Here is a 21,253-nt window from a genome sequence, read left to right on the forward strand (position 1 = left end):
GATTTTCTAATCAAAAAATAGGATTATGAGAATTTTTATGGAAATGAGTGAGACGATGATCGATACGGAAGTCAAAGAGTTAGAAGAGTTAGTCACTACTATGCGCCGCGAATTGCACCAAATCCCCGAATTAGGATTGGAGGAAAAGCAAACGGCAGCGTATATTCGAAAGAAGTTGGCATCCTTTGGTGTCACAGAGACTTATGAAGTCATTGAGACAGGTACGATCGCGGTCTTACACGGCACCAAACCAGGTAAAACGTTAGCCTTTCGTTCAGACATTGATGCGTTGCCTGTAGAAGAACAAACGGGCTATGATTTTGCTTCAAAAACACCTGGAAAAATGCATGCCTGCGGTCACGACGGACATATGGCAACGCTGCTAGGTTTCATTGCCTATTTACACAAGTATCCAGAAAAAATTCAAGGAACGCTTGTCTTTGTCTTTCAGCCGGCGGAAGAAGGACCAGGTGGTGCGGAATTAATTATGAAGTCCGGTATTTTACAAAAGCTAGGTGTAGAAGAAATCGTGGGATTGCATGTCTTTCCAGATCTTCCAGCAGGAAAAATTTCTTGTCGACCAGGGCCAATGATGGCGCGTAATGCTGAGGTGACGATCACAATCAAGGGCGTCAGCACACATGGCGCACAGCCGCAGCTCGGAGAAGATGCAATTGTTGCTGCTGGCGGTGTGATTACTGGTTTGAATAGTATTTTAGCACGAAATATCGGACCATTGGATAACGTGGTGTTGACCTTTGGAACAATTCACGGTGGCGAGGCGATGAATATTGTCGCTAAGGAAGTTGTTTTACACGGAACAATGCGGGCCTTTGATGATGCCGTATATGAGGAAGTCGTTCGAAGGACGGAATTAGTAGCCGGGGAAATTGCTAAAGGCTATGGCTGTGAGGCAGTGGTTGATTTCAATCATATGTATCGAGTCGTTGATAACGATCCGGAAATGGTGAAGAAATTGGAAAAGGTTGCGGCTGATTATTACGTGGAAACTCCACCATATTTAATCGCGGAAGATTTTTCTTGGTATCAGCAGGAGATTCCTGGGATGTTTTTCTTCTTAGGGATTCGTGATGAAGAAAAGGGCTATACGTATCCGCTGCATAGTGGAAAAATGAAATTTGATGAGGTAAATCTGTTACTAGGGATTCAAACCTATGTAAACTTAATTGCTGGATTGAACGAGAATTAATTGAGGGGGCTTACGATGGAATTTGAAACTAAAAATGGTCATTTAATGTGGGATGGTTGCGATACTGTTGCTTTAGCAGAGAAATTTGGAACTCCGTTATATGTGTTTTCGCAAACCATGATTGAAGAGAAGTGCCAAGAACTGCAGCGAGATTTTGTCGAAAAATATGAGAATGTTCGTGTGGCTTTTGCCAGCAAAGCTTTCTCAACGCTTGCGATGCTAAAAATTATTGAAAAGCAAGGCTTTTCTTTAGATGTTGTTTCTGATGGTGAATTGTACACGGCGATCAAAGCTGATTTTCCCGCGGAGCATATTGAAATGAACGGCAACAATAAATCAATCGAAGAACTAGAAATGGCGATTGATTATGGCGTTGGTCGAATCATCATCGACAGTCTGCAGGAGGTTGATCTGATTGCGGCAATCGCCAAAGAAAAACAAAAAGTAGTGGATGTTTTGTTCCGTATCACACCTGAAGTCAATGTTCAAACTCATTCATTTATTTCGACAGGACAAAAGGATTCAAAATTTGGGATTCCGATCGATGAGGCGATCTTGTTCCCGCAAATCGAACATGCGATTGAAACACCAGAAGTGAATTTTTTAGGTTTTCATTTCCATGTAGGTAGTCAATTATTTGATAATCATGCCCATCTTGCAGCGGTAGAAATTGCTTTAGATTTGGTTAAAATGGTAAAAGACCGTTTTGACTATACAATCAAGGAATTGAACTTTGGCGGCGGTTTCGGTGTTCGCTACACAGATGCAGATCAGCCAAAGCCTTTTAGTTATTTTACAGATCCTATGATGGAAAAAGTATTGGCTTTTTGCGAAACAGAAAACTTTCCGCAGCCTGCAGTTGTGATTGAGCCAGGCCGGAGTATCGTTGCTGAAGCAGGGATCAGCCTACACAAAATCGGAGCAATCAAAGAGCTTCCTGGATTGCGAAAATATGTCAGTATCGATGGTGGGATGACCGATAATATTCGTCCGGGACTTTATGAAGCGGAGTATACAGGGATTTTAGCCAACAAAGCAGATGTTAAAGCAACGGAAAAAGTGACGGTTTCAGGTAAGGCCTGTGAAAGTACGGATATTTTGGTCAAAGATATTGAGCTGCCAGTGGTTGAAGCTGGCGATATTTTTGCTACTTTTTCAACGGGAGCTTATGGCTATTCTATGGCAAGCAATTACAACAAATTAGCGATTCCAGCCGTTGTGTTAACAAAAGCAGGACAAGCCGAAATTATCGTAAAAAGACAGACCTTGGATCAGATGATTCAAAATGAAGAAATTCCTGAATTTTTGAAATAAAGACTCTTGAAATGAGGTGGATGAATGAACATTCCTTTTTATAAACTACAAGGTGCAGGCAATGATTTTATTTTGATCGACAATCAAGAACTGAACTTTGCCAGTGAACAATTGACCAAATTTGCGGCTCGTGTTTCTACTCGTCGTGTCTCCGTTGGAGCAGATACTTTGATCGCGGTAGAGGCAGCCCGCGGATCCGGTGATTTTTATGCTCGCTTTTTCAATGCAGACGGTTCTGAAGCAGAAATGTGCGGAAATGGTGCTCGCTGTGTGGCGCGCTGGGCCTTTGAGACAGGGATAGCTAAAGAAAAAATGATCATTGAAACGATCGCAGGTGATGTGCCAGCAGAACGTTTGGACAAGAGGACCTATCGCGTACAGTTGAACTCACCAACCGTTTTTGAAGCAGACAAACTTCTTCAGGTTGATGGGAAAGAGGTAACCGTGGATTATGTTGAATTGGGAAATCCAGGGATTCCTCATTTAGTTGTTCACGTACCGGATTTAGCTATGACTGAATTAGAAACGATTCTTGATTTTGCAAGAAAATTGAGAATTCATCCCGCCTTTGAAAAGGGCGCTAATGTGAATTTCTATGATATATTGTCTGATCAAACGGTGGTAGAGCGCACCTATGAACGAGGTGTGGAAGATTTCACTTTGGCCTGCGGTACCGGAACCGGCTCAACGGCATATGCATTGACTAAAAAAGGTCTGGTCAAAAGTGATCCAGTTGTGATCGAAGTCTTAGGCGGACAGCTTCAAGTGAATGTTGTCGAGAATGACCTTTATTTAATCGGTGATACGAATATGGTTGTCAAAGGAACAATTTTAGATGAAGATTTAGCGTAAAAGAAGGTGACCGAGCGTGGTCATCTTTTTTTGGTTCCTACGTATAAATAGTCTTAGACGGGGCTTTTTTGATGATAGCGGTTTAAATCTTGCTTATTGACGCAGAAATTTGTAGAACGTATCATGAGATGAATAGAGTTACTTAGGAGGCCGACATGGAGAAATTTAAAAAAATGGTGGCGATCGAGCCAACCAAATTATTACCTGAATGGGATGAAAAACTCAAGGATCTAGCAGAAGAAACTTTTTTTTATGAGGATATTCCGACGGATGCAGCGACAATTATCGATCGAATAGGTGACGCAGATTGTGTGATGTTGAGTTTTACCAGCTTTATTGATAAGGAAGTCTTAGATGCTTGCCCGAATATTCGTTATATTGGAATTTGTGCTAGCTTGTATGCGCCAGAAAATGCGAACGTAGATATTCTCCATGCAGAGAAAAAAGGGATCGTGGTAACAGGCGTTCGTGATTATGGCGATGAAGGTGTGAAGGAATATGCCATCAGTGAATTGGTTCGTTTATTACAAGGGCGCGGACCTGCGATGTGGAAGGATGAGCCAATGGAATTGACCGATGTCAAAGTCGGCATTGTGGGCATGGGAACAGTCGGCAGCTTATTGGCGAAAACGATGAAGTTCTTTGGTATGAACGTCAATTATTATAGTCGAACGCGCAAACCTGAAATTGAAAAAGAATTGAATATGACTTATTTGTCCTTAGATGAGCTGTTAGAGAAGGTAGATATCTTAATTACTTGTCTGAATAAAAATGTTGTCCTATTAGATGAAGTAGCTTTTAATCAGTTTGGCAATGGGAAAATTTTGATGAATGTTTCGATTGCGCCGTCTCATGAAGTGCCAGCGCTAAAAAAATGGTTGGCAGAACCTGGGAACTATGCGTTTAGTGATACTGAAGCAGGATTAGGCGAAGAAGTGATAGGGTTACCGAATGTTTTTGCCGGAAAAACCAACGCCGGTCTAACTTCGATGGCAAAAGTTCGTTTGGCTCAAAAAGTCATTGCAAATATTAAGGAATTTCAAGCAAATCATTAATGGAGATTTTATGAAGATTCAAGCGTAATGTCGTTTGAATCTTTTTTAATGTCCAAGCGTATGTAAAGAAATATTACGTGAAATGTTGCTTTTTTCAAATTATTTTTATCTCATGTCATATAATATTACATTGGTTATTGAAATTCCCTTGAAAACTCGCTATGATAATACAAATGATGGTTGCGTGTTTTGAAAAGAAATGGGGAAAAGATATGGAATATCAATACTTAGTTCAGGTAGAAACGATTGTCGGAGAAATGACCGAGGAAACATTCAATACTCGTCGAGAAGCGCTGTGCTATGCAACAAATTATGCAAAAGTTAAGATGAGCAAAGTATTCAGATCAGGCGAGATATTACATGAGTTCAATTATTAAGCATTGAGACCATAGGATTATTGAAGTTTGTATAGTGTTTAGAAAAAGGCTTTGTCTCTATGGACGAAGCCCTTTTTTTCGTACTTGAATCAAATTTCCGGCAACAAAAATCAGAATACCTAACCAAATAAAGGCAAAGGCAATGAATTGCGGCAAGGCATATGGTTCATGGAATAGGAAGATTGCCATCACTAGCATGATGGTCGGATTCACATACTGGAGAAAACCGAGCGTTATATAAGATAGCTTCTTCACAGCAGTTGCAAAAAGTAGCAAAGGAATTGCCGTTACCACACCGGCCCCCATTAACAATACATTCGTACTCATTGAATAATTCATGAATCCAGTCGGTGAAATAAAAAACAAATAGATTAGACCGATTGGCGCAATAATCAATGTTTCCAAGGTGATGCTTGTTGCAGAACTCAACTGCAACTGTTTTTTTGTTAATCCATACAAACAAAAACTAGTTGCTAAAAAAAGCGAATTGAAGGGGAAAACACCGGTTTGGAGCGTCAACAATATCACTCCAGTTAGTGCCGAAAGACTAGCCAGCTTGGCTTGCTTCGTTAGCGGCTCTTTTAAATAGAGAGCGCCAGCCAGTACATTTAGTAATGGATTAATATAATAGCCTAAACTAGCTTGTTGAACTTGTCCAATTGACACCGTATAAATAAAGATTCCCCAGTTTAATGAGACGAAAATCGCCGCTATAATAACAGCGAGAACCTTTTTTCGATTTTTTAAAAGTACTTTGACCTCTTGAATAAAAGTCGGCATCTTTCGTAATGCAATCATGTAAAGCAACATAAAAATCAGAGACCAAATAATTCGATAAAACAAAATATCAATAGAGCTGACACCACCTAGCAGTTTCCAGTAAAGCGGCAGGATGCCCCAAAGAATATATGCACCAAAACCATAAACTAACCCAGAATCTTTTTTCATCAGAACCTCCTTGTTTGAATCGTATTTTACCATTTTAACATAAACAATTGAGAGATAATTTGAAAAAAAGGGATTTGATGATTATAAATAATATGTGATTACGAAAATTGGATTAACGATTTTGAGCTTCTTTGATTGATTTGAAGGCATTGATACCAAATGAAATTAGAAAAAAGAAGCTTGCTAGTTTTAAGACCGCACCCGATTGAAAGGCGAAGAAAAGTGAGACGAAAAAATAGGAAATAGCGATATAGGTATACATATTATTGAATTTTTTCAGGTTCAAAAGGATCACCTCTTTAAAGAAAGTATATGCTTTTGAGGAAACCGCGTCAAAATGGAGGTTTTGAAAAAATCGTATTCAGAAATTTTGTAATATAGAAGTTAAGAAATCTTTATAGCTCAGCTTGGGAATAGAATTGTAGGACTTCTATTAAGAAACCCAAAATGAAAAAAGAAGAGAAATGGTCGTTGAATGAAAGATTAGCCGAAAAATTTCACTTTTTACAAGTTACAGTGATTTTAGTCGTGAGAGGATCAAAGAATCCACTCCATCAAAAATTCTTCTTCAGTTGTTTCATAATCTGTTGTTTCCTTTAGAATCGTGAAACCTTGTTTTAAGTAAAACTGAACAGCACGTTCATTTTTTTGATAAACGCTTAATAATAATTTTGAATGCTTCTCTTTTATTCTTGCCAATAATTGCCCACCAATTCCTAATGATCTGTATTCCTGCAATACAAAGATTCCAGCAATATACTCGTCAATCAAGCCAAGAAAGCCGATGATTTTCTCGTTATGATAGTAGGCATAAAGATCAGCGGTAGTGAGGGACGCCTTAACTGTTTGATAATTTTTGAGCCAATAATTCCGGTCAATAAAAGCATGAGACTCCAAATTGCTCCTTAACCAAATAGATGCAATGGTTTCTAAATCTGCGTCAGTAATTGTTTCAATCCGTCTAATCATCATAAGCTCCAAATTTTTTAGTTTAATATAGTTAAAGTTCAGTCTTTATCTATCGATTGAAAAAATGGTTCTTCAGCGTTTGAGTAATAGTCTTTATTTAGTTTATCCTCAGATTTTACTCCTAATAAAGAAACGAGCATCGGACTGAATCCTAAAACACCGAGTAAAATTGCTAAGGGAATATAAACCCGTTTCTTTTCTAAGATGGATCGTTTGCTCGACATGGGAAAGACTCCTTTTCCATAATTGTAGACGAAAGATAGTTTGAAGGCAAAATTCTTTGATAACAAAAAACGCTCTCTACCCAAAACGATGGATAGAGGCGTTCATTACTTTAAGGTTTAACCGATCTTTGTTGTTCCACTGCCGATATGTGCGACATAGAAATCTGGCGCGTAACCAACAATTTCCATGTATTTGTCGTAGACTTTGTTTTTGAAGGTTGGAATATTTTCTTCTTTGACAACAGCAATCGCACATCCACCAAAGCCGGCACCTGTCATTCGAGCACCTAAGACACCGCTTTGAGCTTGAGCCGCATCGACTAAGGTGTCCAGCTCAATTCCTGTTACTTCATAGTCATGGCGAAGTGAATAGTGAGAGGCATTCAACAATTTTCCAAAGGCTTCCAAATTGCCTTTTTCTAATTCTGCCTTTGCTTCTAAAGTTCGTTGATTTTCGGTTACAGCATGGCGTGCGCGACGAATCAAGGTGTCGTCGCCAATCAAATCAATATTTGCTTCAAAAGTGGCTTCATCTAGATCGCCTAATGCTTGAATGTCCAGTTTCTTTTGCAGACGAGCAAGTGCTTCCTCACATTCGCTGCGACGTTCATTGTATTTGGAATCTGCCAATTCACGGCGTTTGTTGGTGTTCATGATCACCACTGCGTAACCGTCAAGCTTTACTGGAACCATTTCATATTTTAACGTGTTGGTATCCAGCAGAATCGCTTGATCGATATCGCCAAAGCCAATGGCAAATTGATCCATAATCCCTGAATTGACACCGATAAATTCATTTTCGACTTTTTTTCCTGTTTTTACTAGCTCAAGACGATCGGTCTTCAAATCAAATAAATCTTCTAAAACAACTCCAACTAATAATTCTAAGGAAGCACTGCTGGACAGCCCAGCACCATTTGGAATCGTCCCTTCTACTAATAGCTCGAAGCCATGATCAATTTTATGACCGGCATCCTTCAGTTTTAAGACCATGCCTTTTGCATAGTTGGCCCAGTTGTCTTTTTTATCGTAGTCCAATTGATCGACGTCAAAGGTGATGACACCAATATCTTCAAAGTTAGTGGAATAAACCAAAACTTTCTTATCTTCGCGAGGAGCCGCTATACCATAGGTTCCATAAGTGATGGAAGCAGGGAAGACGTGACCACCATTATAATCGGTATGTTCACCGATCAGATTAATCCGTCCGGGTGAAAAGTATTGGGTCGTTTCTTTGGGACCAAAAATTTCAGCAAATTTTGTGTTTAATTCGCGTTTAATTTCCATGTGTATTCGCTTCTTTCAAGTTTATTTTATATTCAGTAATCGTTTCAAATGGTGTGTTCGCAGGCAGTTTAATGGAGCCGAATTCAGGAAATTGTTCTGCTCCTGGTGCGACCTGTGTTTCAAAAGTGATGCCGCCGTGATGAGCGAGTTGTTTTCCTTGCATCATCGGTCCATCTTCACCAAAGTTGGCGGTAAAGATGACAACACTAGAAGAATCTGTTGAGACAGTTAGTTCAACTGTTCCATCAGGGCTAGTCAGTTTTGCTGCGGGTTTGTTCAAATCGCTTTCCTTTAAGAAGAAAGGATGATCCAAGCCGTTACATAGATTTTTTTGTTCAAAGTCACTAGTAAACATATCAGCCAAAGCTGTTTCTGTTTGGAAATCAAAAGGTGTTCCAGTTACATTCATGATTTCGCCCGTAGGAATGGTATCTGGTCGCAGAACAGCAACAGAGTCACTATTTAGCCAGAGCTTGTGTTCATCGATTGCTTGAGTAGGATCGCCTGTCAGGTTGAAATATACATGATTGGTAGGGTTGAACAAGGTAGTCTGATCGCTGGTAGCTTTAGTGGTCACACGCCAAACATTTTCCTGTGTCAGGGTGTGTCGAACCTCCACCTTCAAGTTTCCTGGAAAACCATGCTCGCCATCAGGGCTAGTCAGTGTGAAAATAATGGATGCTTCCTGATCACCATTTTCGATTGCATAATCCCATTTTTTCGTTTCAAAGCCTGGTTTGCCGCCGTGAAGAGAATGACCAGTTTCTGGATCAATCGCTACTTGATAGTCTTTACCATCAAGTGTGAAGCGTCCATTTTCGATTCGACCAGCGGTTCGACCGATTGAAGCCCCGATAAAAGCATCCCTTTCTAGATATTCTTCGGCTGAATCAAAGTTTAGTACCAGTTCTTTGTCGTGCCCTAGACTGACGATTCGTGCTCCTAAATCAGTTACCGATAAGTGGAAACCGGATTCATTTTCAATGCTAATTAAGTGATAACCTTGACCAAAATCTTTTTCTGTAATTTGCATATAAAAAAACCTCGCTTTTTTTGTGTAATGGAAAATTTCTCGTGTCTTAATAAGTTTAGCGATTTCTTGATTAAGTGACAAGTTCTAAGAAAAGCATCATCATTCCCTGAAATCAATTTATCAAGAAATCGTTTTCTTTTAAACGTCTTTCTGTGACGACTATTTAACTTTTTGTTGCATTTTTTCTCAAAAACAGAAGAAGATCTTCTACAAATGAGCGGGTCTTCTAAAATAATGGCTAAGATAAAAAAGAAGTAAGCCAGAAAAACCAATTACAAAGGAAAAGTTGCCAATATAATCATAAACAAGTAAATCATACCTTCCCAATGGTGTTACTAGAACAATACAAATCAAAGAACACACTGCTGCTGCAATGGTTTGGATTAAAAAGTTCTTATCGCCAGAATAGGTGAGAATCCAAGCGTAACAATTTGTAAGTATTAGCCATAAGACGAGTAAAATTAATGCATGGGAACTTCTTTCGATCAGGCGACCAGATAAAATAGTCATAAATAAAATGACAAAAACCGCAAGAGCGATCAATGGCACAATTACTGTGAGTTTTGTAAGAAACATGCCGATTTTCTTTGTTCTCGCTGAGCTGGTTAAAGTGCTGGATTTTCTTGCCAAATAGAAATAATAAAAACCTAATAAAATAAAAATACCTGAAATCAATTGTTAAACCTTCCTTATTCATAAGATAGAAATATCCTTAGTATACAATACTCAATTCATACTGCAACATGCAATCAAAGCTCACCATGTGCTTCGATAAATTTTCAGCGTTCAAGTGAGTAAAAAGGGTATCGTGACAATCAAGAATAACAAAAAAGTAATCATTCTTTTGTGCTTTTCCCTTAGCAGCAAACCGGAAGTAGCTGGATGTGATTCAATAGTTGTGAATACTATCAAAAAATACACTATTTTCATGTATACTTTAGAGTGAAGATTAGGATGGAGGTACTGGTGATGGAACAGGCAATTTTTTTAAAAAAGGAACAGCGTCAGTTGAAAACCGATCTGCATTTTGATTATTGCGGAATTTCAAAAACGCTGCCCTTTCACGCTTTTGGACCTGCGATTCGGCAAAATTATACACTGCATATCGTAATGGAGGGTAAGGGAACCTATCAAGTGAAAAATCAACAGTATCATTTAAAAAAAGGTGATTTGTTTTTGATTCGTCCTGGTGACTCAACCTTCTATTTGGCGGATGGGGAAGATCCGTGGATGTATGGTTGGCTTTCTTTTGGCGGAGCCGCAGCAGACGAAATCATTCACCATTCACAGTTTAAAAAGGATCAATACACGATGGTATCTTCAGATACGCAAAAATATATCAATACTATCCTAGCTTGTTTACCATTTGTGGAGGAAACACTCACGAATGAGCTGCATTTAAATGAATTGACCTATCGTTTTTTAGCAATTCTCTTAGAAGATGGTGGCAAGAGTCATTTAGGTAATAAAAAGGTCTATTCACCTTTGGCGGTAGCGACTGTCGAATACATTGAAGCTCATTACGCAGAGCATGTGACTGTTGAGGAAATCGCCCGGCGGTTAGCGGTTAATCGCAGTCATCTATCACGAGTCTTTCGTAATCACATGGATATTAGTATCAGAGATTATTTACTGGGGGTACGAATCAATCGAGCTGCTTTTTTACTTTCTATGACAGATGAGTCCGTCGAGAATATTGCTGAGCAGGTTGGTTTCAATAGTCTTGTGGTTTTTAGCCGAATGTTTAAAAAATTGACTGGAGAAACAGCAACAGCTTATCGCAAACGAATGAAAAATGAAGATTTTAAAAATGTATCGTTAGATGATTTAAAAAATCAATTAAAAAAACAAGCGGTGGTAAATAGAGCAACATAGCTAAGTGAGCGTTTACAAAGCCTTGAGGTTATCCTATACTTATTTTATAAGTATAGTTTTTTTACATAAAATGCCTAAGCTGTCTTTTTGGGGAAGATACCTATTTTTTAATTATCCAAAAGTATGGCAGATATGGTGAAAATAAACGGGAGGGATCCAACCATGAAAAAAGCGAGTGAAATGACCGTTGAGGAACTGGGTGCGTATATTGATCAGTCCGTATTGAAGCCGGATTTTACGGAAGCAGAGATTCGACAATACATTCAAGAGGGCATTGATTATCATTGCGCAACGGTTTGTGTAAACCCATCTTCTTTGGATATCGCAGCGGAGATGACAGAAGGAACCGATACCAAGATTTGTGTCGTTTGTGATTTTCCATTTGGGACGAGTACGACTGCCTCCAAAGTGTTGCAGGCAGAGACGTATTGTCAGCGAGGGGATATTTATGAGTTAGATATTGTCGCGAATTTTGGTTGGATTCGTAGTGGAAAATATGATGAAGTAACCAAAGAGCTGAAGATTATCGTGGAGACGTGTCATGCTCATGGGACAGCAGTGAAGGTTATTTTTGAAACGGATACATTAAATGAAGAACAAATTCGTCAAGCCTGCGAATGTGCGATTGCGGCGAATGCTGATTTTGTTAAAACAAGTACTGGCTTTATCACGGGTTATGAGAGTAAAGGAGCAACTAATGAAGTGATCCAGATCATGATGGACCAGTGCAAAGGTCGAATCAAGATCAAAGGAAGCGGTGGTATTCGTACGCGGGAGCATTTCTTAGAACTAATTGATATGGGGATTGACCGAATGGGTATCGGCTTCAAATCCACACCAGTCGTTTTAGGAATGGATAATTAATATGGAGAATAATCTACTTTTTGAAAAACGAGAAGACTTTCGAACGTGGCTCACGGAAAATGCGACAACCAGCGGCGGTGTATGGCTGGTTTTTGGTAAGACAAAGCAAGTCAAAAGTCTAAAAGCTGGGGAAGCATTGGAAGAAGCGCTATGTTTTGGCTGGATAGATGGGGTGATGAAAAAGGTTGATGAACACTCTTATCTGAAATATTTTGCTACACGACGTAAAAATAGTAAATGGTCTGAAAAAAATAAAAAAGTCTTGGATAAACTGGAGCAGCAAGGCTTAATGACAGATTTAGGTCGAGAAAAAATCGCAGAAGCAAAGCAAAATGGCCAGTGGGCGAATGCGACGAAGCCATCAGCGATTACAGATGAACAAATTGCGGAAGTAGCAGCGTTGTTGAAGAAAAATGCCGAGGCTTCAAAGAATTTTGAAAATATGCCGCCTTCGGTTAAGAAAACCTATACCCGAGCCTACTTAGATGCTAAAACTGAGGCTGGAAGAACCAAACGACTAGCCTGGATGATTGATCGATTAGAGAAAAACTTAAGACCAATGTAACGAAACGCTGGAATCTTAGTCTGATTCCGGCGTTTCTTTGCGCTGAATATAAGTTGACAATTCTTTTTGGTAAACTTGCCAGTTCGCTTCACCTGTATTCAAATAGTGAGCCAATAAATAGCCAATATACGGACCAGTTGTCAACCCAGAGGAGCCAAGCCCGCTAGCAACCAATAAATGATCATCCAATTGACCAAAAAAGGGGGCATAATCAGACGTATATGCGCGTGTCCCAACTCGATAATGAAAGGGTGTAGTTAATAATTTCTCAGGTTCTATGAGGAAATCCCGAGCACTATTCGTGAGTTGTTCAAAAGCTTCTGGTGTTTCTGACAAATCCCAAGCCGCTTCATTTTCATGTGTTGCGCCCAGTAAAATTTTTCCATTTAAGAAGGGGATCAAATCAGCTTCGCCATCTAACATGGCTACCGGGAAATTTCCGCTAGAGTTAAAAGCCGTTTCAAATACTAAGAGCTGCCCCTTTTGTGGACGTAAATCGACTTGGTAGTTTAAAGGAGCTAATAATCCTTTTAAATGAGGGCCGACAGTTAAAATAATTTGATCAAAAGCTGCTTGGTTATTGCCATAGGTGAGGGACTGTATATTTGCTAACTGAACACGTTGAGAAATAAACTTAACGCCGCTGTCTTGCGCTAATTTACGCATTCGAATCAAATAGGCCTTTCCATCTAAGCGACCGCCACCGCTAATTTTAAGAGCTGGCAAGGGCTTTAGTAAGGGTAATTCTTGCTGTGTCTGTTCGCCAGTCAGCTGCTTGATCGTACCGATTTCTGGTGCGCTTTTTTTACGTTCTTCTGCCAATGCTCGTAGCTCTGCTATTTGCTTTTCGGGACGTAAAAGCAATGTTCCAGATTGCTGATAGATTGTATGATCTAGCTGGAAATCTTGGATCAATTTTGGAAAGAAAGCCGCACCATCTTTGGCTAATCGATACCACTGCTTATTTCGGCGTTTGGACAGCCAAGGAGAGATAATCCCTGCACTGGCTTTTGTTGCTTGTCCAGTAGGATCATCAAAAAGCGTTACTTGATATTTTTTTGGATCTAAATAATTTGCCAGTGTCATCCCAATGATGCCGCCGCCAATGATTGCGATTTTTTGCATAAGTTTCAATTCCTTTTTTTCTTAAAATTTATATAGTCAGTAAGATCATATCACTAGATTGAAAAAAATGCTTTTTAGATCATTGCTGGAAGAATAGTGATAGTTTAACGCTTTCATTGATTAATTTTACTGTTTTGAAAATATTTTTCGAAAATTCAAAAATATTTTACTTTACCTGTCGTAGTAATTAGCGTACAATGATTACAACGACAGATGAAGTAATTTCAGGAGGTGGCAAAATGATTTCTAGCGATGGGATTCGCGGATACAATGATGTCATCATTTTGTCCGTACTTAAGGATGGCGATTCCTACGGGTATGCTGTTTCCCAGAAAATTAGAGATGTAAGCGAAGAAATCTATGTCATCAAGGAGACGACACTGTATTCGGCGTTCAATCGTTTGGAGAAAAATGGCTATATCCATTCTTATCCTGGAGAAATTACCCATGGTAAAAAACGAACGTATTATCAGATTACAGATAAAGGAATGGCTTTTTTGGAAGAAAAGCGGGATGAATGGAAGCAAACCAAAAAAGTTGTGAACCGATTTATGAAAGAAGGGTAAAAAATGGATACGATCAAAAATTATGTAGAGACATTATTTCTTGAATTTCCAAAAACAAAAGAAGTCTTGCGAGCAAAACAAGAGATTTTAACAATAATGGAAGATCACTATTTAGCGTTAATAGATGAAGGAAAGAGCGAGCACGAAGCGATTGGTCAGGTAATCAGTGAGTTTGGCTCCGTTGATGAATTACGTGAAGAATTAGAATTTGCTTCTCGTGAAAAAGAACCGGAAAATGGAATCAACGAAGACGAGATGTATCAGTATTTGACCGAACGTAAGAAAGATGCAATGGGTTTAAGCTTAGGGATCAGTGGTTGCCTGCTTGCGGTTGGAGCATTGATTGGATTGGGCATCCGTGGTTCTGAGATGATGGGATTTTTATTGTTTTTTGTTATGATCGCTATCAGTGTTGGGATTATTATTTATAATGGGATGCAGTTTTCAAAAAATAATTCAGAATTAAATGATCGTTATATCCCGATTGACACGAATAAAGAGGCTCAAAAGTTGAAAAAGGGGTATCAAAAAAGCTTTCAAGTCAGCTTAGTATTTGGGATTTGTCTGTGTGTATTAAGTATCTCGCCGATTTTCTTTTTCCAAATGTTTACCTACGCGGAATACGGAATTCCCGTGATGTTCTTCTTTTTGGCAATTGGGGTGTTTCTAATTATTTACGGCAGTATCAATTACAATAGCTTTGATAAATTTATTAAGGAAAAATACTTTATCGCTGATGAAGATGAATTAGGCCCCAATGCGATGCAGGCAAAATATGGTGACTCAGCACGTACGAAGCATTTGCTTGAGAGAGTCTATTGGCCAATTGTTGTGATGATCTACTTAGGTTGGTCGTTTTTGAGCGGGGCATGGGGTATGAGCTGGATGATCTTTGTAATGGCAGGAATTTTTTACAGTGTTTTGGAGGCCATTTTTGTAAAAAAGTAGTATAAGATTTATACGTTGAAAGACGTTTTAGGCATAATTAAGATGCTTAGAACGTCTTTTTTATCTGTTTTATCAGTCAAAATCCTTTGGAAAATTTCTTATTAAATCCTCATCGGTTAATGATTGACAAAAATCCAGAATAAACTTAAACTTAAAACGAACATATGTTTGCTTTTTGAGGAGGTGGTTTTGATGAATGTGTACGAAGGGGAGCCTGTCAGAGATGTTTTCTGTATGGACTCGAAAAGCTTTTATGCCAGTGTGGAGTGTATTGAGCATGACTTAGATCCGTTGAATGATCTGCTAGTTGTAATGAGTGGGGATCGCGAGAATGAGGGGTTGGTTTTAGCAGCAAGCCCGATGGCGAAAAAAGTTTTAGGCATCAGTAATGTTAGTCGGGGATTTGAAATTCCTAATCATCCCAAACTTCACATTGTACCGCCGCGGATGACACTCTATATTCAATATCACATGCGTATCCAAGAGATTTTTCGTTCGTATATGGCAGAAGAAGACATTCATACCTACAGCATTGATGAACAATTTGGGGATTTGACCCATAGCTGGAAATTATTTGGCAAAAGTTCGGCGGAAGTCGGAAAGATGATTCAAAATGAAATTATTAAAAAAGTTGGTATTTATACTTCGTTAGGAATGGGAGACAATCCTTTATTAGCAAAAATCGCGATGGATAATGAGGCAAAGCTTACTAAAGAGCGGTTTGCTCAATGGCATTATCAAGATGTGCCTGAGAAAATTTGGCCGCTTCGCTTAAGCGAATTCTGCGGAATCGGCAATCGGATGGAGCGTCGCTACCAAATGATGGGTATGTATACCATGGGTGATTTGGCTCATACCGACCCCTTTGTCTTGAAAAATCATTTTGGTGTGATGGGGATGCAGCATTATATGCATGCTTGGGGGATTGATCGTTCTGTTCTCTCGCAAAAGGATTTGTATCCTACTAAGGAAAAATCGATTGGCAACTCACAGGTTTTACCAAAAAATTATGCTCATAAAGGTGATATTCTAACTGTTATCGCTGAAATCTGCGAACAGGTTGCACAACGATTACGAAAGAACGATGTATTAGGCGGTACACTGCATCTAGGAATTGCCTATGCGTATTTTGGCAGCGGAAAACGCGGAGGGTTTCATCATCAATCGAAAATTCCACCGACCTATCAAGCGCGCGAACTAACAAAAGTAGCTTTTGCGTTGTTTGAAAAATACTGGGATCATTCTGAAGTCCGTAATATTTCTATCACAGTTTCCTCTTTGCGACCAGCAGGGAATCTACAGTTAAATTTGTTCGAAGACCCGCAGCAAACGATCAAAGAAGAAAAAATTGATGAAGTTATTGCTCAAATACGCAGTCGTTATAAATTCAGCTCGATTGTGCGGGCACATTCGTTAAATGAAGGAGCTACAGCAATCAAACGAGCCGGTTTGGTTGGCGGTCATGCCGGTGGAATGGAAGGAATGGATTAGGGATGATTTATGATGATGAAAGTGCCGAAAGATTATTTATGGAGGCAAAGCAGGTTTATCAGGATCGTGGAATGATAAAATGGATCGGTTTTTATCTTTCTGATCATACCGCCGTACTGAATAAAGAGTCGAAAGAACGGAACCACATCAATAGTGAAAAAGAACCAATGTCTTTAGAAGAAATCGGGGCAGTTTTGCAGCAGGCATATTTGCAAAATAAACGAATCGCTATCCAGCTGGAGGCTCTAGATGATGAAGGAAACTATTTAGATGATTTGGTAGGCAGGCTTATTGGACAAAGAGAAGAACAAATTTATTTAAAAGAAGAGGAACGAGGCGCAATTCATTTGACGATTGAGCAAATTCATCATGTTGAGATTTTAGGTCCGAAAAAAATTCTTAATCAGAAGATTACAAAGTAAGAAGTAAAGCCATGACGAGAAATCGTCATGGCTTTTTCGGAAAATAGTTAGAATAATTTGATTTCGTTTAACGGCCAGAAACGTACAACCACTTTTCCTTGGATCAAGGATTTGTCAACGAAGCCGAAAATTCGGCTGTCTTTAGAAATCAAGCGATTGTCTCCTAAAACGAAATACTGATTCTTTGGAACAGTTACTTCAAAATCGTTGGTAAAACTGTCAGCATTAGCTGCTTGTTCCTGAAACGCAGTATTATAGGAATATTCCTCATTAAGCTTGTCCTTTTTGAACTTTTTCTTAAATTCATCAAGATATGGTTCGGCGTATTCTTTGCCGTTGATTGTAAGTACATTGTTTTTCATCTGCACATGATCTCCAGGTAAGCCGATGATTCGCTTTACTACATACATATTTTGATTGTCTGGTTCCTTCGTAGTGATGATATCCTGTCGATCTAGATTAGATATTTTTGATGTGACTAGACGCTGCTTGTCGTGAAGCGTTGGGTCCATCGAATGTCCTTCAACCTTTACCGGAGAGAAAACAAACATCCTGGCTAAAAATATCAATGCTATGATAATGACTACAGGAAGCCATTCCTTGATTATTTTATTCAATAGATTCACCTCATTGCTAAATTTTATCATTCTTCAAAACAAAAAGCTCTTATTTGCTTCTAATATAAGAAAAAGGCGATTGAGGGTAGAGATTTTTGTATGAATATGGGAAACTGTAATCATGCTGAATGAGGAAAGAGGTAGCTGTAAATTTTAAGCATTAGAAGAATGATCTATGGTGTAATTCCATTACTTTAAAATGAACAAGGATGTCAGTTCTGCTTTTTGCAGTGTCTAAGAATGCAAGAGAAAAATGCGCTTCTGAGGATGATCACAAATGAGCAGTTTAGCAGAATGATATACGGCGAGAAACTGAAATTAATTTTTGATAAAAAATTAATACTTTAAAATGAACAAGGAGCAAGACAATGAAAAAGAATTATCCTGCACCACCGATTTTACCGAAAAATTTCTCTGAGGATTTTTACTTGGAAGATGAAGCAACCATTGAGGATGTCCATGGCACGGATTTTGATTATAGTTATTTAACCTGTGAAAATTTAGTGTTACGTCGTTCGATTTTAGAGAAAATCACGATGCAGCGGACTAAATTATATCGATTTGAAGCGAGTAATGTAATTTTTAAGAATTGTGATTTCTCAAATCTGGAATGGATCGGTGGCAGCTTTCATCAGGTTATTTTTGAAAGCTGTAAATTGACTGGTTGTAATTTCGCAGAGAGTTATTTAAGGGATTGTCAGTTCAAGGATTGTGTGATTAACTTCGGCTCATATAGTGCGACGAATTTAAAAAATGTCACCTTTGAAAATTGTCAAATGACGGACAGCGAATTCTTTGAAGTGACTTGGAAGCATTTATTCTTGTTCAATAATGAATTGGATAATAGCAACTGGATGCGGACAAAACTATCTGGATTGGATCTTACTACGAATCAATTTAGCAAGATAGCTTTTTCGATGGAGCATCTGAAAGGATTGAAAGTGAATTCTTATCAAGCTATGACCATTGCGGCTGGATTAGGTTTACAAATTGAGGAGGCTTAGATGAAAAGAGAAAAAAAGAATATCCAAAAGATTCCGGTTATTTGTTGGGGAGAACCAAGCGATGAGATAATCTTAGCATTTCACGGCGATCAATCTCATAAGGAAGATACCGTCATTCAATTGTTGGCTGAAACTGCCACACAAAATGGATATCAAGTTTGGAGCTTTGATCTGCCAGAACACGGCGACCGAAAGGGAGTTGACTATGCGTTAAACCCGCAAAATGTTGCAGCCGATGTGAATAAAATTTTGCATGAACTGGAAGAGCAAACAAAAACATTTTCGTTATTTGGCTGCAGTATAGGGGCCTATTTTGGTATGTTAGCGTGTCAAAATAAACCGATCGAACACAGTCTCTTCCTATCACCAATCGTTGATATGCAGGAATTGATCGAAAATATGCTGCTTTGGTCGGGATTAACCAAAGCCGATCTGCAACGGGAAAAGATTATCGAAACGCCGATCAAGACACTGGAATGGGACTACTATAAGTATGTTGTTGAGCATCCGATTAATTGGACAGCTCCAACAAAAATTCTTTATGGCAGCAAAGATAATCTGACCTCAAGAGCAACGATTGAAAAGTTCTCTGAAACACCCAATAGTTCATTAACTGTTTTTAACGAAGGAGAGCATTTCTTCCATACGACAAAGCAGTTGCAGGTTTATCAGGAATGGTTGAAAAAGAGTATTTAAAAGAAGTATCCTAGTTAATTTTAGCTAGGATACTTTTTTTCGATGTGCGCCCTGCATGGGTGAAAACTTGGTGGTGAAAGTCCACTACAGGCTTGGCAGTAGGAACTGTTAGCGAAAGACAAGGCGGCAATCGTGAGGCTGTGGCTGAAGGAAGTCGGACGCAAACTCCTGAACTGACGAACAGAAACTAGATACAAGGCTGAATTAGGTCGGATAAGTCTTCATCACAAGACAAAGTCCAATACTGCCCGAAACCTATACAGTAAATCTAGCAGTTACATGGGAGGAAAGTTTTCACTCTTACCGGGGGAGATCTCATGAGGGTGTTGTGGGCGTTGAATGAAAACAAACCAGCACAACGATCATGGCGACATGATGGTGAATCATGAGAAGTCAGCCGAGGTCATAGTAGTAACGACACTGACTGTTACGAAGGACTGAACAATAAGAATCTTGAATAATTTAGGAGGTGTGAGAAGATGCGACGACCGCAGAAAACAAGAAAACTTGGCTATCATCAAAGAGCTAGTGTGGAACACGAAGGGTATGATGAAGTGCGCAGCACTTCTTGCGGTGAACAGAGGAAACAAGATGGTGTAGAAAATCTGTTTGGGAGAATTCTAGAGCGGAATAATCTCAATCAAGCGTACCTTCAAGTAGTCAGAAATAAAGGGGCGGCTGGTGCAGATGGGATGACCGTCGATCAACTGCTTCCTTACTTGAAAGAGCACCGCGAGGAATTACTATCCAATTTACGCCAAGGGAACTATAAACCTCAGCCTGTTTTGCGAGTAGAAATACCGAAACCAAACGGCGGTGTAAGAAAACTAGGAATTCCCACGGTTATTGATCGTATGCTTCAACAGGCAATCAATCAAGTGTTACAACCGCTATTTGAACCAGAATTCTCAGATAATAGTTATGGGTTTCGCCCAAATCGCAGCGCACATGACGCAGTGAAGAAAGCAAAATCTTATTATGAACAAGGTTACCGATATGTGGTGGACATTGATATGAAAGCCTACTTTGACACCGTAAATCACGATAAGCTGATGTATTTCGTTGAGCGGAAAGTAAAGGACAAACAAGTCCTAAAACTGATCCGTCAATACTTAATGAGTGGTGTAATGGAAAATGGACTCATCACAACAACGGAAGAAGGAACGCCTCAAGGAGGCAATCTCTCTCCCTTGTTAAGTAACATCTACCTGAACGAATTTGATCAAGTGCTAGAAAATCTAGGACATAAATTTGTTCGATACGCCGATGACTGTGCGCCATGAAAGTGTGCGTGAATAGATAAACTATTCAAAGCAGCTATGCTGTATAGATGATGGCAGACGGCCTGCCGAAACCGCCATACAGGTGGAGGTTTCAAACCACCTTAAGGTGCTGTAGTCAAAAGCTATGGTATTGAGCGTTAAGGAAAAGGCAACCAAGAGTTGTCAGGTGTGTGTTATGGAGATGAGTGACCATACGAACCACCCACAGAAGTGTCGAAAGCGTATAAATTCCGTCAAAACTGGGTATAGTCGTTGACCTAGGATGAGCTTGGAGGAAACCTGTTTACTGATCAGGCGGCGGGCGGCATAAAGGTGGCATGAACATAACATAGGCGTCTATATGGAACGTGGGAACCCACGGGCTGATGTCAAGGGAGTATTTCAAGCGGAAGCCCCGCAAGAAAAGAGTACCGATGCAGTCATGGGGGCAGATTGGGTTGTAGTAGTGAAGAAGCTCTTGTAACGAGAGTGGAGCGAAGAACCTGAGTTATCCAGTTTCAAGGATAAGTCAACTTTAAGGAGGAGGAA

Annotated in this window: 24 protein-coding genes and 1 pseudogene; 16 read left to right on the plus strand and 9 right to left on the minus strand. The window is 39.4% G+C overall.

All coding sequences use genetic code 11. The features are described 5' to 3' along the window. Nucleotides 1-37: 37 nt before the first annotated feature. The 5 genes from OMU_RS01580 to OMU_RS23285 all read left to right on the plus strand — a co-directional run bounded on the left by OMU_RS01580 (nucleotide 38) and on the right by OMU_RS23285 (nucleotide 4,808). On the plus strand, nucleotides 38-1,210 hold the full coding sequence (locus OMU_RS01580) for a M20 metallopeptidase family protein (RefSeq protein WP_016178229.1): 1,173 nt from the start codon (nucleotides 38-40) through the stop codon (nucleotides 1,208-1,210). A gap of 15 nt (nucleotides 1,211-1,225) precedes the next feature. Beyond that, nucleotides 1,226-2,524, plus strand: a complete 1,299-nt coding sequence (gene lysA, locus OMU_RS01585) for a diaminopimelate decarboxylase (protein ID WP_016178230.1) — start codon at nucleotides 1,226-1,228, stop codon at nucleotides 2,522-2,524. Between the two features lie 24 nt (nucleotides 2,525-2,548). Continuing rightward, nucleotides 2,549-3,376, plus strand: a complete 828-nt coding sequence (gene dapF, locus OMU_RS01590; RefSeq protein WP_016178231.1) for a diaminopimelate epimerase — start codon at nucleotides 2,549-2,551, stop codon at nucleotides 3,374-3,376. 155 nt (nucleotides 3,377-3,531) lie between these two features. Next, on the plus strand, nucleotides 3,532-4,431 hold the full coding sequence (locus OMU_RS01595; RefSeq protein ID WP_016178232.1) for an NAD(P)-dependent oxidoreductase: 900 nt from the start codon (nucleotides 3,532-3,534) through the stop codon (nucleotides 4,429-4,431). A 212-nt stretch (nucleotides 4,432-4,643) separates the two neighbouring features. After that, the gene (locus tag OMU_RS23285; RefSeq protein ID WP_016178233.1) at nucleotides 4,644-4,808 is read left to right on the plus strand and encodes a hypothetical protein; all 165 of its coding nucleotides are present in this window, start codon (nucleotides 4,644-4,646) and stop codon (nucleotides 4,806-4,808) included. 57 nt (nucleotides 4,809-4,865) lie between these two features. On the opposite strand, the gene rarD is transcribed toward OMU_RS23285, so the two are convergent. The 7 genes from rarD to OMU_RS01625 form a co-directional block, all read right to left on the minus strand. Next, nucleotides 4,866-5,756: an EamA family transporter RarD gene (rarD, locus tag OMU_RS01600; protein ID WP_016178234.1), complete on the minus strand. Its 891-nt coding sequence runs from the start codon at nucleotides 5,754-5,756 to the stop codon at nucleotides 4,866-4,868. A 112-nt stretch (nucleotides 5,757-5,868) separates the two neighbouring features. Beyond that, nucleotides 5,869-6,042 (minus strand): hypothetical protein, encoded by a 174-nt coding sequence (locus tag OMU_RS23145; RefSeq protein ID WP_155856972.1) that lies wholly within the window; start codon nucleotides 6,040-6,042, stop codon nucleotides 5,869-5,871. A gap of 251 nt (nucleotides 6,043-6,293) precedes the next feature. Beyond that, nucleotides 6,294-6,725 (minus strand): GNAT family N-acetyltransferase, encoded by a 432-nt coding sequence (locus OMU_RS01605; protein WP_016178235.1) that lies wholly within the window; start codon nucleotides 6,723-6,725, stop codon nucleotides 6,294-6,296. Nucleotides 6,726-6,763: 38 nt separating this feature from the next. Next, nucleotides 6,764-6,949 carry a hypothetical protein gene (locus OMU_RS01610; protein WP_016178236.1) on the minus strand — a complete coding sequence of 62 codons (186 nt, stop codon included), beginning with the start codon at nucleotides 6,947-6,949 and terminating at the stop codon, nucleotides 6,764-6,766. 117 nt (nucleotides 6,950-7,066) lie between these two features. Next, nucleotides 7,067-8,236, minus strand: coding sequence for a galactokinase (locus OMU_RS01615; protein ID WP_016178237.1), 1,170 nt, complete (start codon nucleotides 8,234-8,236; stop codon nucleotides 7,067-7,069). After that, entirely contained in the window at nucleotides 8,226-9,269 is a 1,044-nt protein-coding gene (locus OMU_RS01620; RefSeq protein WP_016178238.1) for an aldose epimerase family protein, read from the minus strand. The genes OMU_RS01615 and OMU_RS01620 overlap by 11 nt, the downstream gene beginning before the upstream one ends. Before the next feature lie 207 nt (nucleotides 9,270-9,476). Continuing rightward, nucleotides 9,477-9,944 carry a hypothetical protein gene (locus tag OMU_RS01625; protein WP_016178239.1) on the minus strand — a complete coding sequence of 156 codons (468 nt, stop codon included), beginning with the start codon at nucleotides 9,942-9,944 and terminating at the stop codon, nucleotides 9,477-9,479. A gap of 294 nt (nucleotides 9,945-10,238) precedes the next feature. Here OMU_RS01625 and OMU_RS01630 point away from each other — a divergent pair, with 294 nt between their 5' ends. The 3 genes from OMU_RS01630 (at nucleotide 10,239) to OMU_RS01640 (ending at nucleotide 12,573) form a co-directional block, all read left to right on the plus strand. Beyond that, nucleotides 10,239-11,144, plus strand: a complete 906-nt coding sequence (locus tag OMU_RS01630) for an AraC family transcriptional regulator (protein WP_016178240.1) — start codon at nucleotides 10,239-10,241, stop codon at nucleotides 11,142-11,144. Between the two features lie 162 nt (nucleotides 11,145-11,306). Further along, a complete protein-coding gene (deoC, locus tag OMU_RS01635) occupies nucleotides 11,307-12,008 on the plus strand; it encodes a deoxyribose-phosphate aldolase (protein ID WP_016178241.1) in 702 nt (233 codons plus the stop codon). A 1-nt stretch (nucleotide 12,009) separates the two neighbouring features. Next, on the plus strand, nucleotides 12,010-12,573 hold the full coding sequence (locus tag OMU_RS01640) for a YdeI/OmpD-associated family protein (protein ID WP_016178242.1): 564 nt from the start codon (nucleotides 12,010-12,012) through the stop codon (nucleotides 12,571-12,573). A gap of 15 nt (nucleotides 12,574-12,588) precedes the next feature. Here OMU_RS01640 and OMU_RS01645 read toward each other — a convergent pair whose 3' ends face one another. After that, nucleotides 12,589-13,698: an NAD(P)/FAD-dependent oxidoreductase gene (locus tag OMU_RS01645; protein ID WP_016178243.1), complete on the minus strand. Its 1,110-nt coding sequence runs from the start codon at nucleotides 13,696-13,698 to the stop codon at nucleotides 12,589-12,591. A gap of 239 nt (nucleotides 13,699-13,937) precedes the next feature. Between OMU_RS01645 and OMU_RS01650 the strand changes: the two genes are divergently transcribed. The 4 genes from OMU_RS01650 to OMU_RS01665 all read left to right on the plus strand — a co-directional run bounded on the left by OMU_RS01650 (nucleotide 13,938) and on the right by OMU_RS01665 (nucleotide 17,125). Next, nucleotides 13,938-14,264: a PadR family transcriptional regulator gene (locus OMU_RS01650; RefSeq protein WP_016178244.1), complete on the plus strand. Its 327-nt coding sequence runs from the start codon at nucleotides 13,938-13,940 to the stop codon at nucleotides 14,262-14,264. Nucleotides 14,265-14,267: 3 nt separating this feature from the next. Beyond that, entirely contained in the window at nucleotides 14,268-15,212 is a 945-nt protein-coding gene (locus tag OMU_RS01655) for a permease prefix domain 1-containing protein (RefSeq protein WP_016178245.1), read from the plus strand. A gap of 192 nt (nucleotides 15,213-15,404) precedes the next feature. Continuing rightward, nucleotides 15,405-16,703, plus strand: a complete 1,299-nt coding sequence (locus tag OMU_RS01660; RefSeq protein WP_016178246.1) for a Y-family DNA polymerase — start codon at nucleotides 15,405-15,407, stop codon at nucleotides 16,701-16,703. A gap of 2 nt (nucleotides 16,704-16,705) precedes the next feature. After that, on the plus strand, nucleotides 16,706-17,125 hold the full coding sequence (locus tag OMU_RS01665; protein WP_016178247.1) for a hypothetical protein: 420 nt from the start codon (nucleotides 16,706-16,708) through the stop codon (nucleotides 17,123-17,125). 47 nt (nucleotides 17,126-17,172) lie between these two features. Here the strand turns inward: OMU_RS01665 and lepB are convergent, their stop codons facing one another. After that, complete coding sequence (gene lepB / locus OMU_RS01670) at nucleotides 17,173-17,742, minus strand: signal peptidase I (RefSeq protein ID WP_016178248.1); 570 nt, start codon at nucleotides 17,740-17,742, stop codon at nucleotides 17,173-17,175. A gap of 368 nt (nucleotides 17,743-18,110) precedes the next feature. On the opposite strand from lepB, the gene OMU_RS01675 reads away from it, so the two are divergent. The 4 genes and pseudogenes from OMU_RS01675 (at nucleotide 18,111) to OMU_RS23820 (ending at nucleotide 21,188) form a co-directional block, all read left to right on the plus strand. Beyond that, nucleotides 18,111-18,746 (plus strand): pentapeptide repeat-containing protein, encoded by a 636-nt coding sequence (locus OMU_RS01675; RefSeq protein WP_016178249.1) that lies wholly within the window; start codon nucleotides 18,111-18,113, stop codon nucleotides 18,744-18,746. Continuing rightward, nucleotides 18,747-19,442: an alpha/beta hydrolase gene (locus tag OMU_RS01680; protein WP_016178250.1), complete on the plus strand. Its 696-nt coding sequence runs from the start codon at nucleotides 18,747-18,749 to the stop codon at nucleotides 19,440-19,442. It abuts the gene before it with no gap. A 479-nt stretch (nucleotides 19,443-19,921) separates the two neighbouring features. Then, nucleotides 19,922-20,716: pseudogene (ltrA, locus tag OMU_RS01685) on the plus strand (group II intron reverse transcriptase/maturase); the annotation flags it as partial. A 349-nt stretch (nucleotides 20,717-21,065) separates the two neighbouring features. Further along, nucleotides 21,066-21,188: a hypothetical protein gene (locus tag OMU_RS23820; protein WP_016178252.1), complete on the plus strand. Its 123-nt coding sequence runs from the start codon at nucleotides 21,066-21,068 to the stop codon at nucleotides 21,186-21,188. Nucleotides 21,189-21,253 lie beyond the last annotated feature (65 nt).

This window comes from Enterococcus avium ATCC 14025 (assembly GCF_000406965.1).
Classification (GTDB): domain Bacteria; phylum Bacillota; class Bacilli; order Lactobacillales; family Enterococcaceae; genus Enterococcus_A; species Enterococcus_A avium.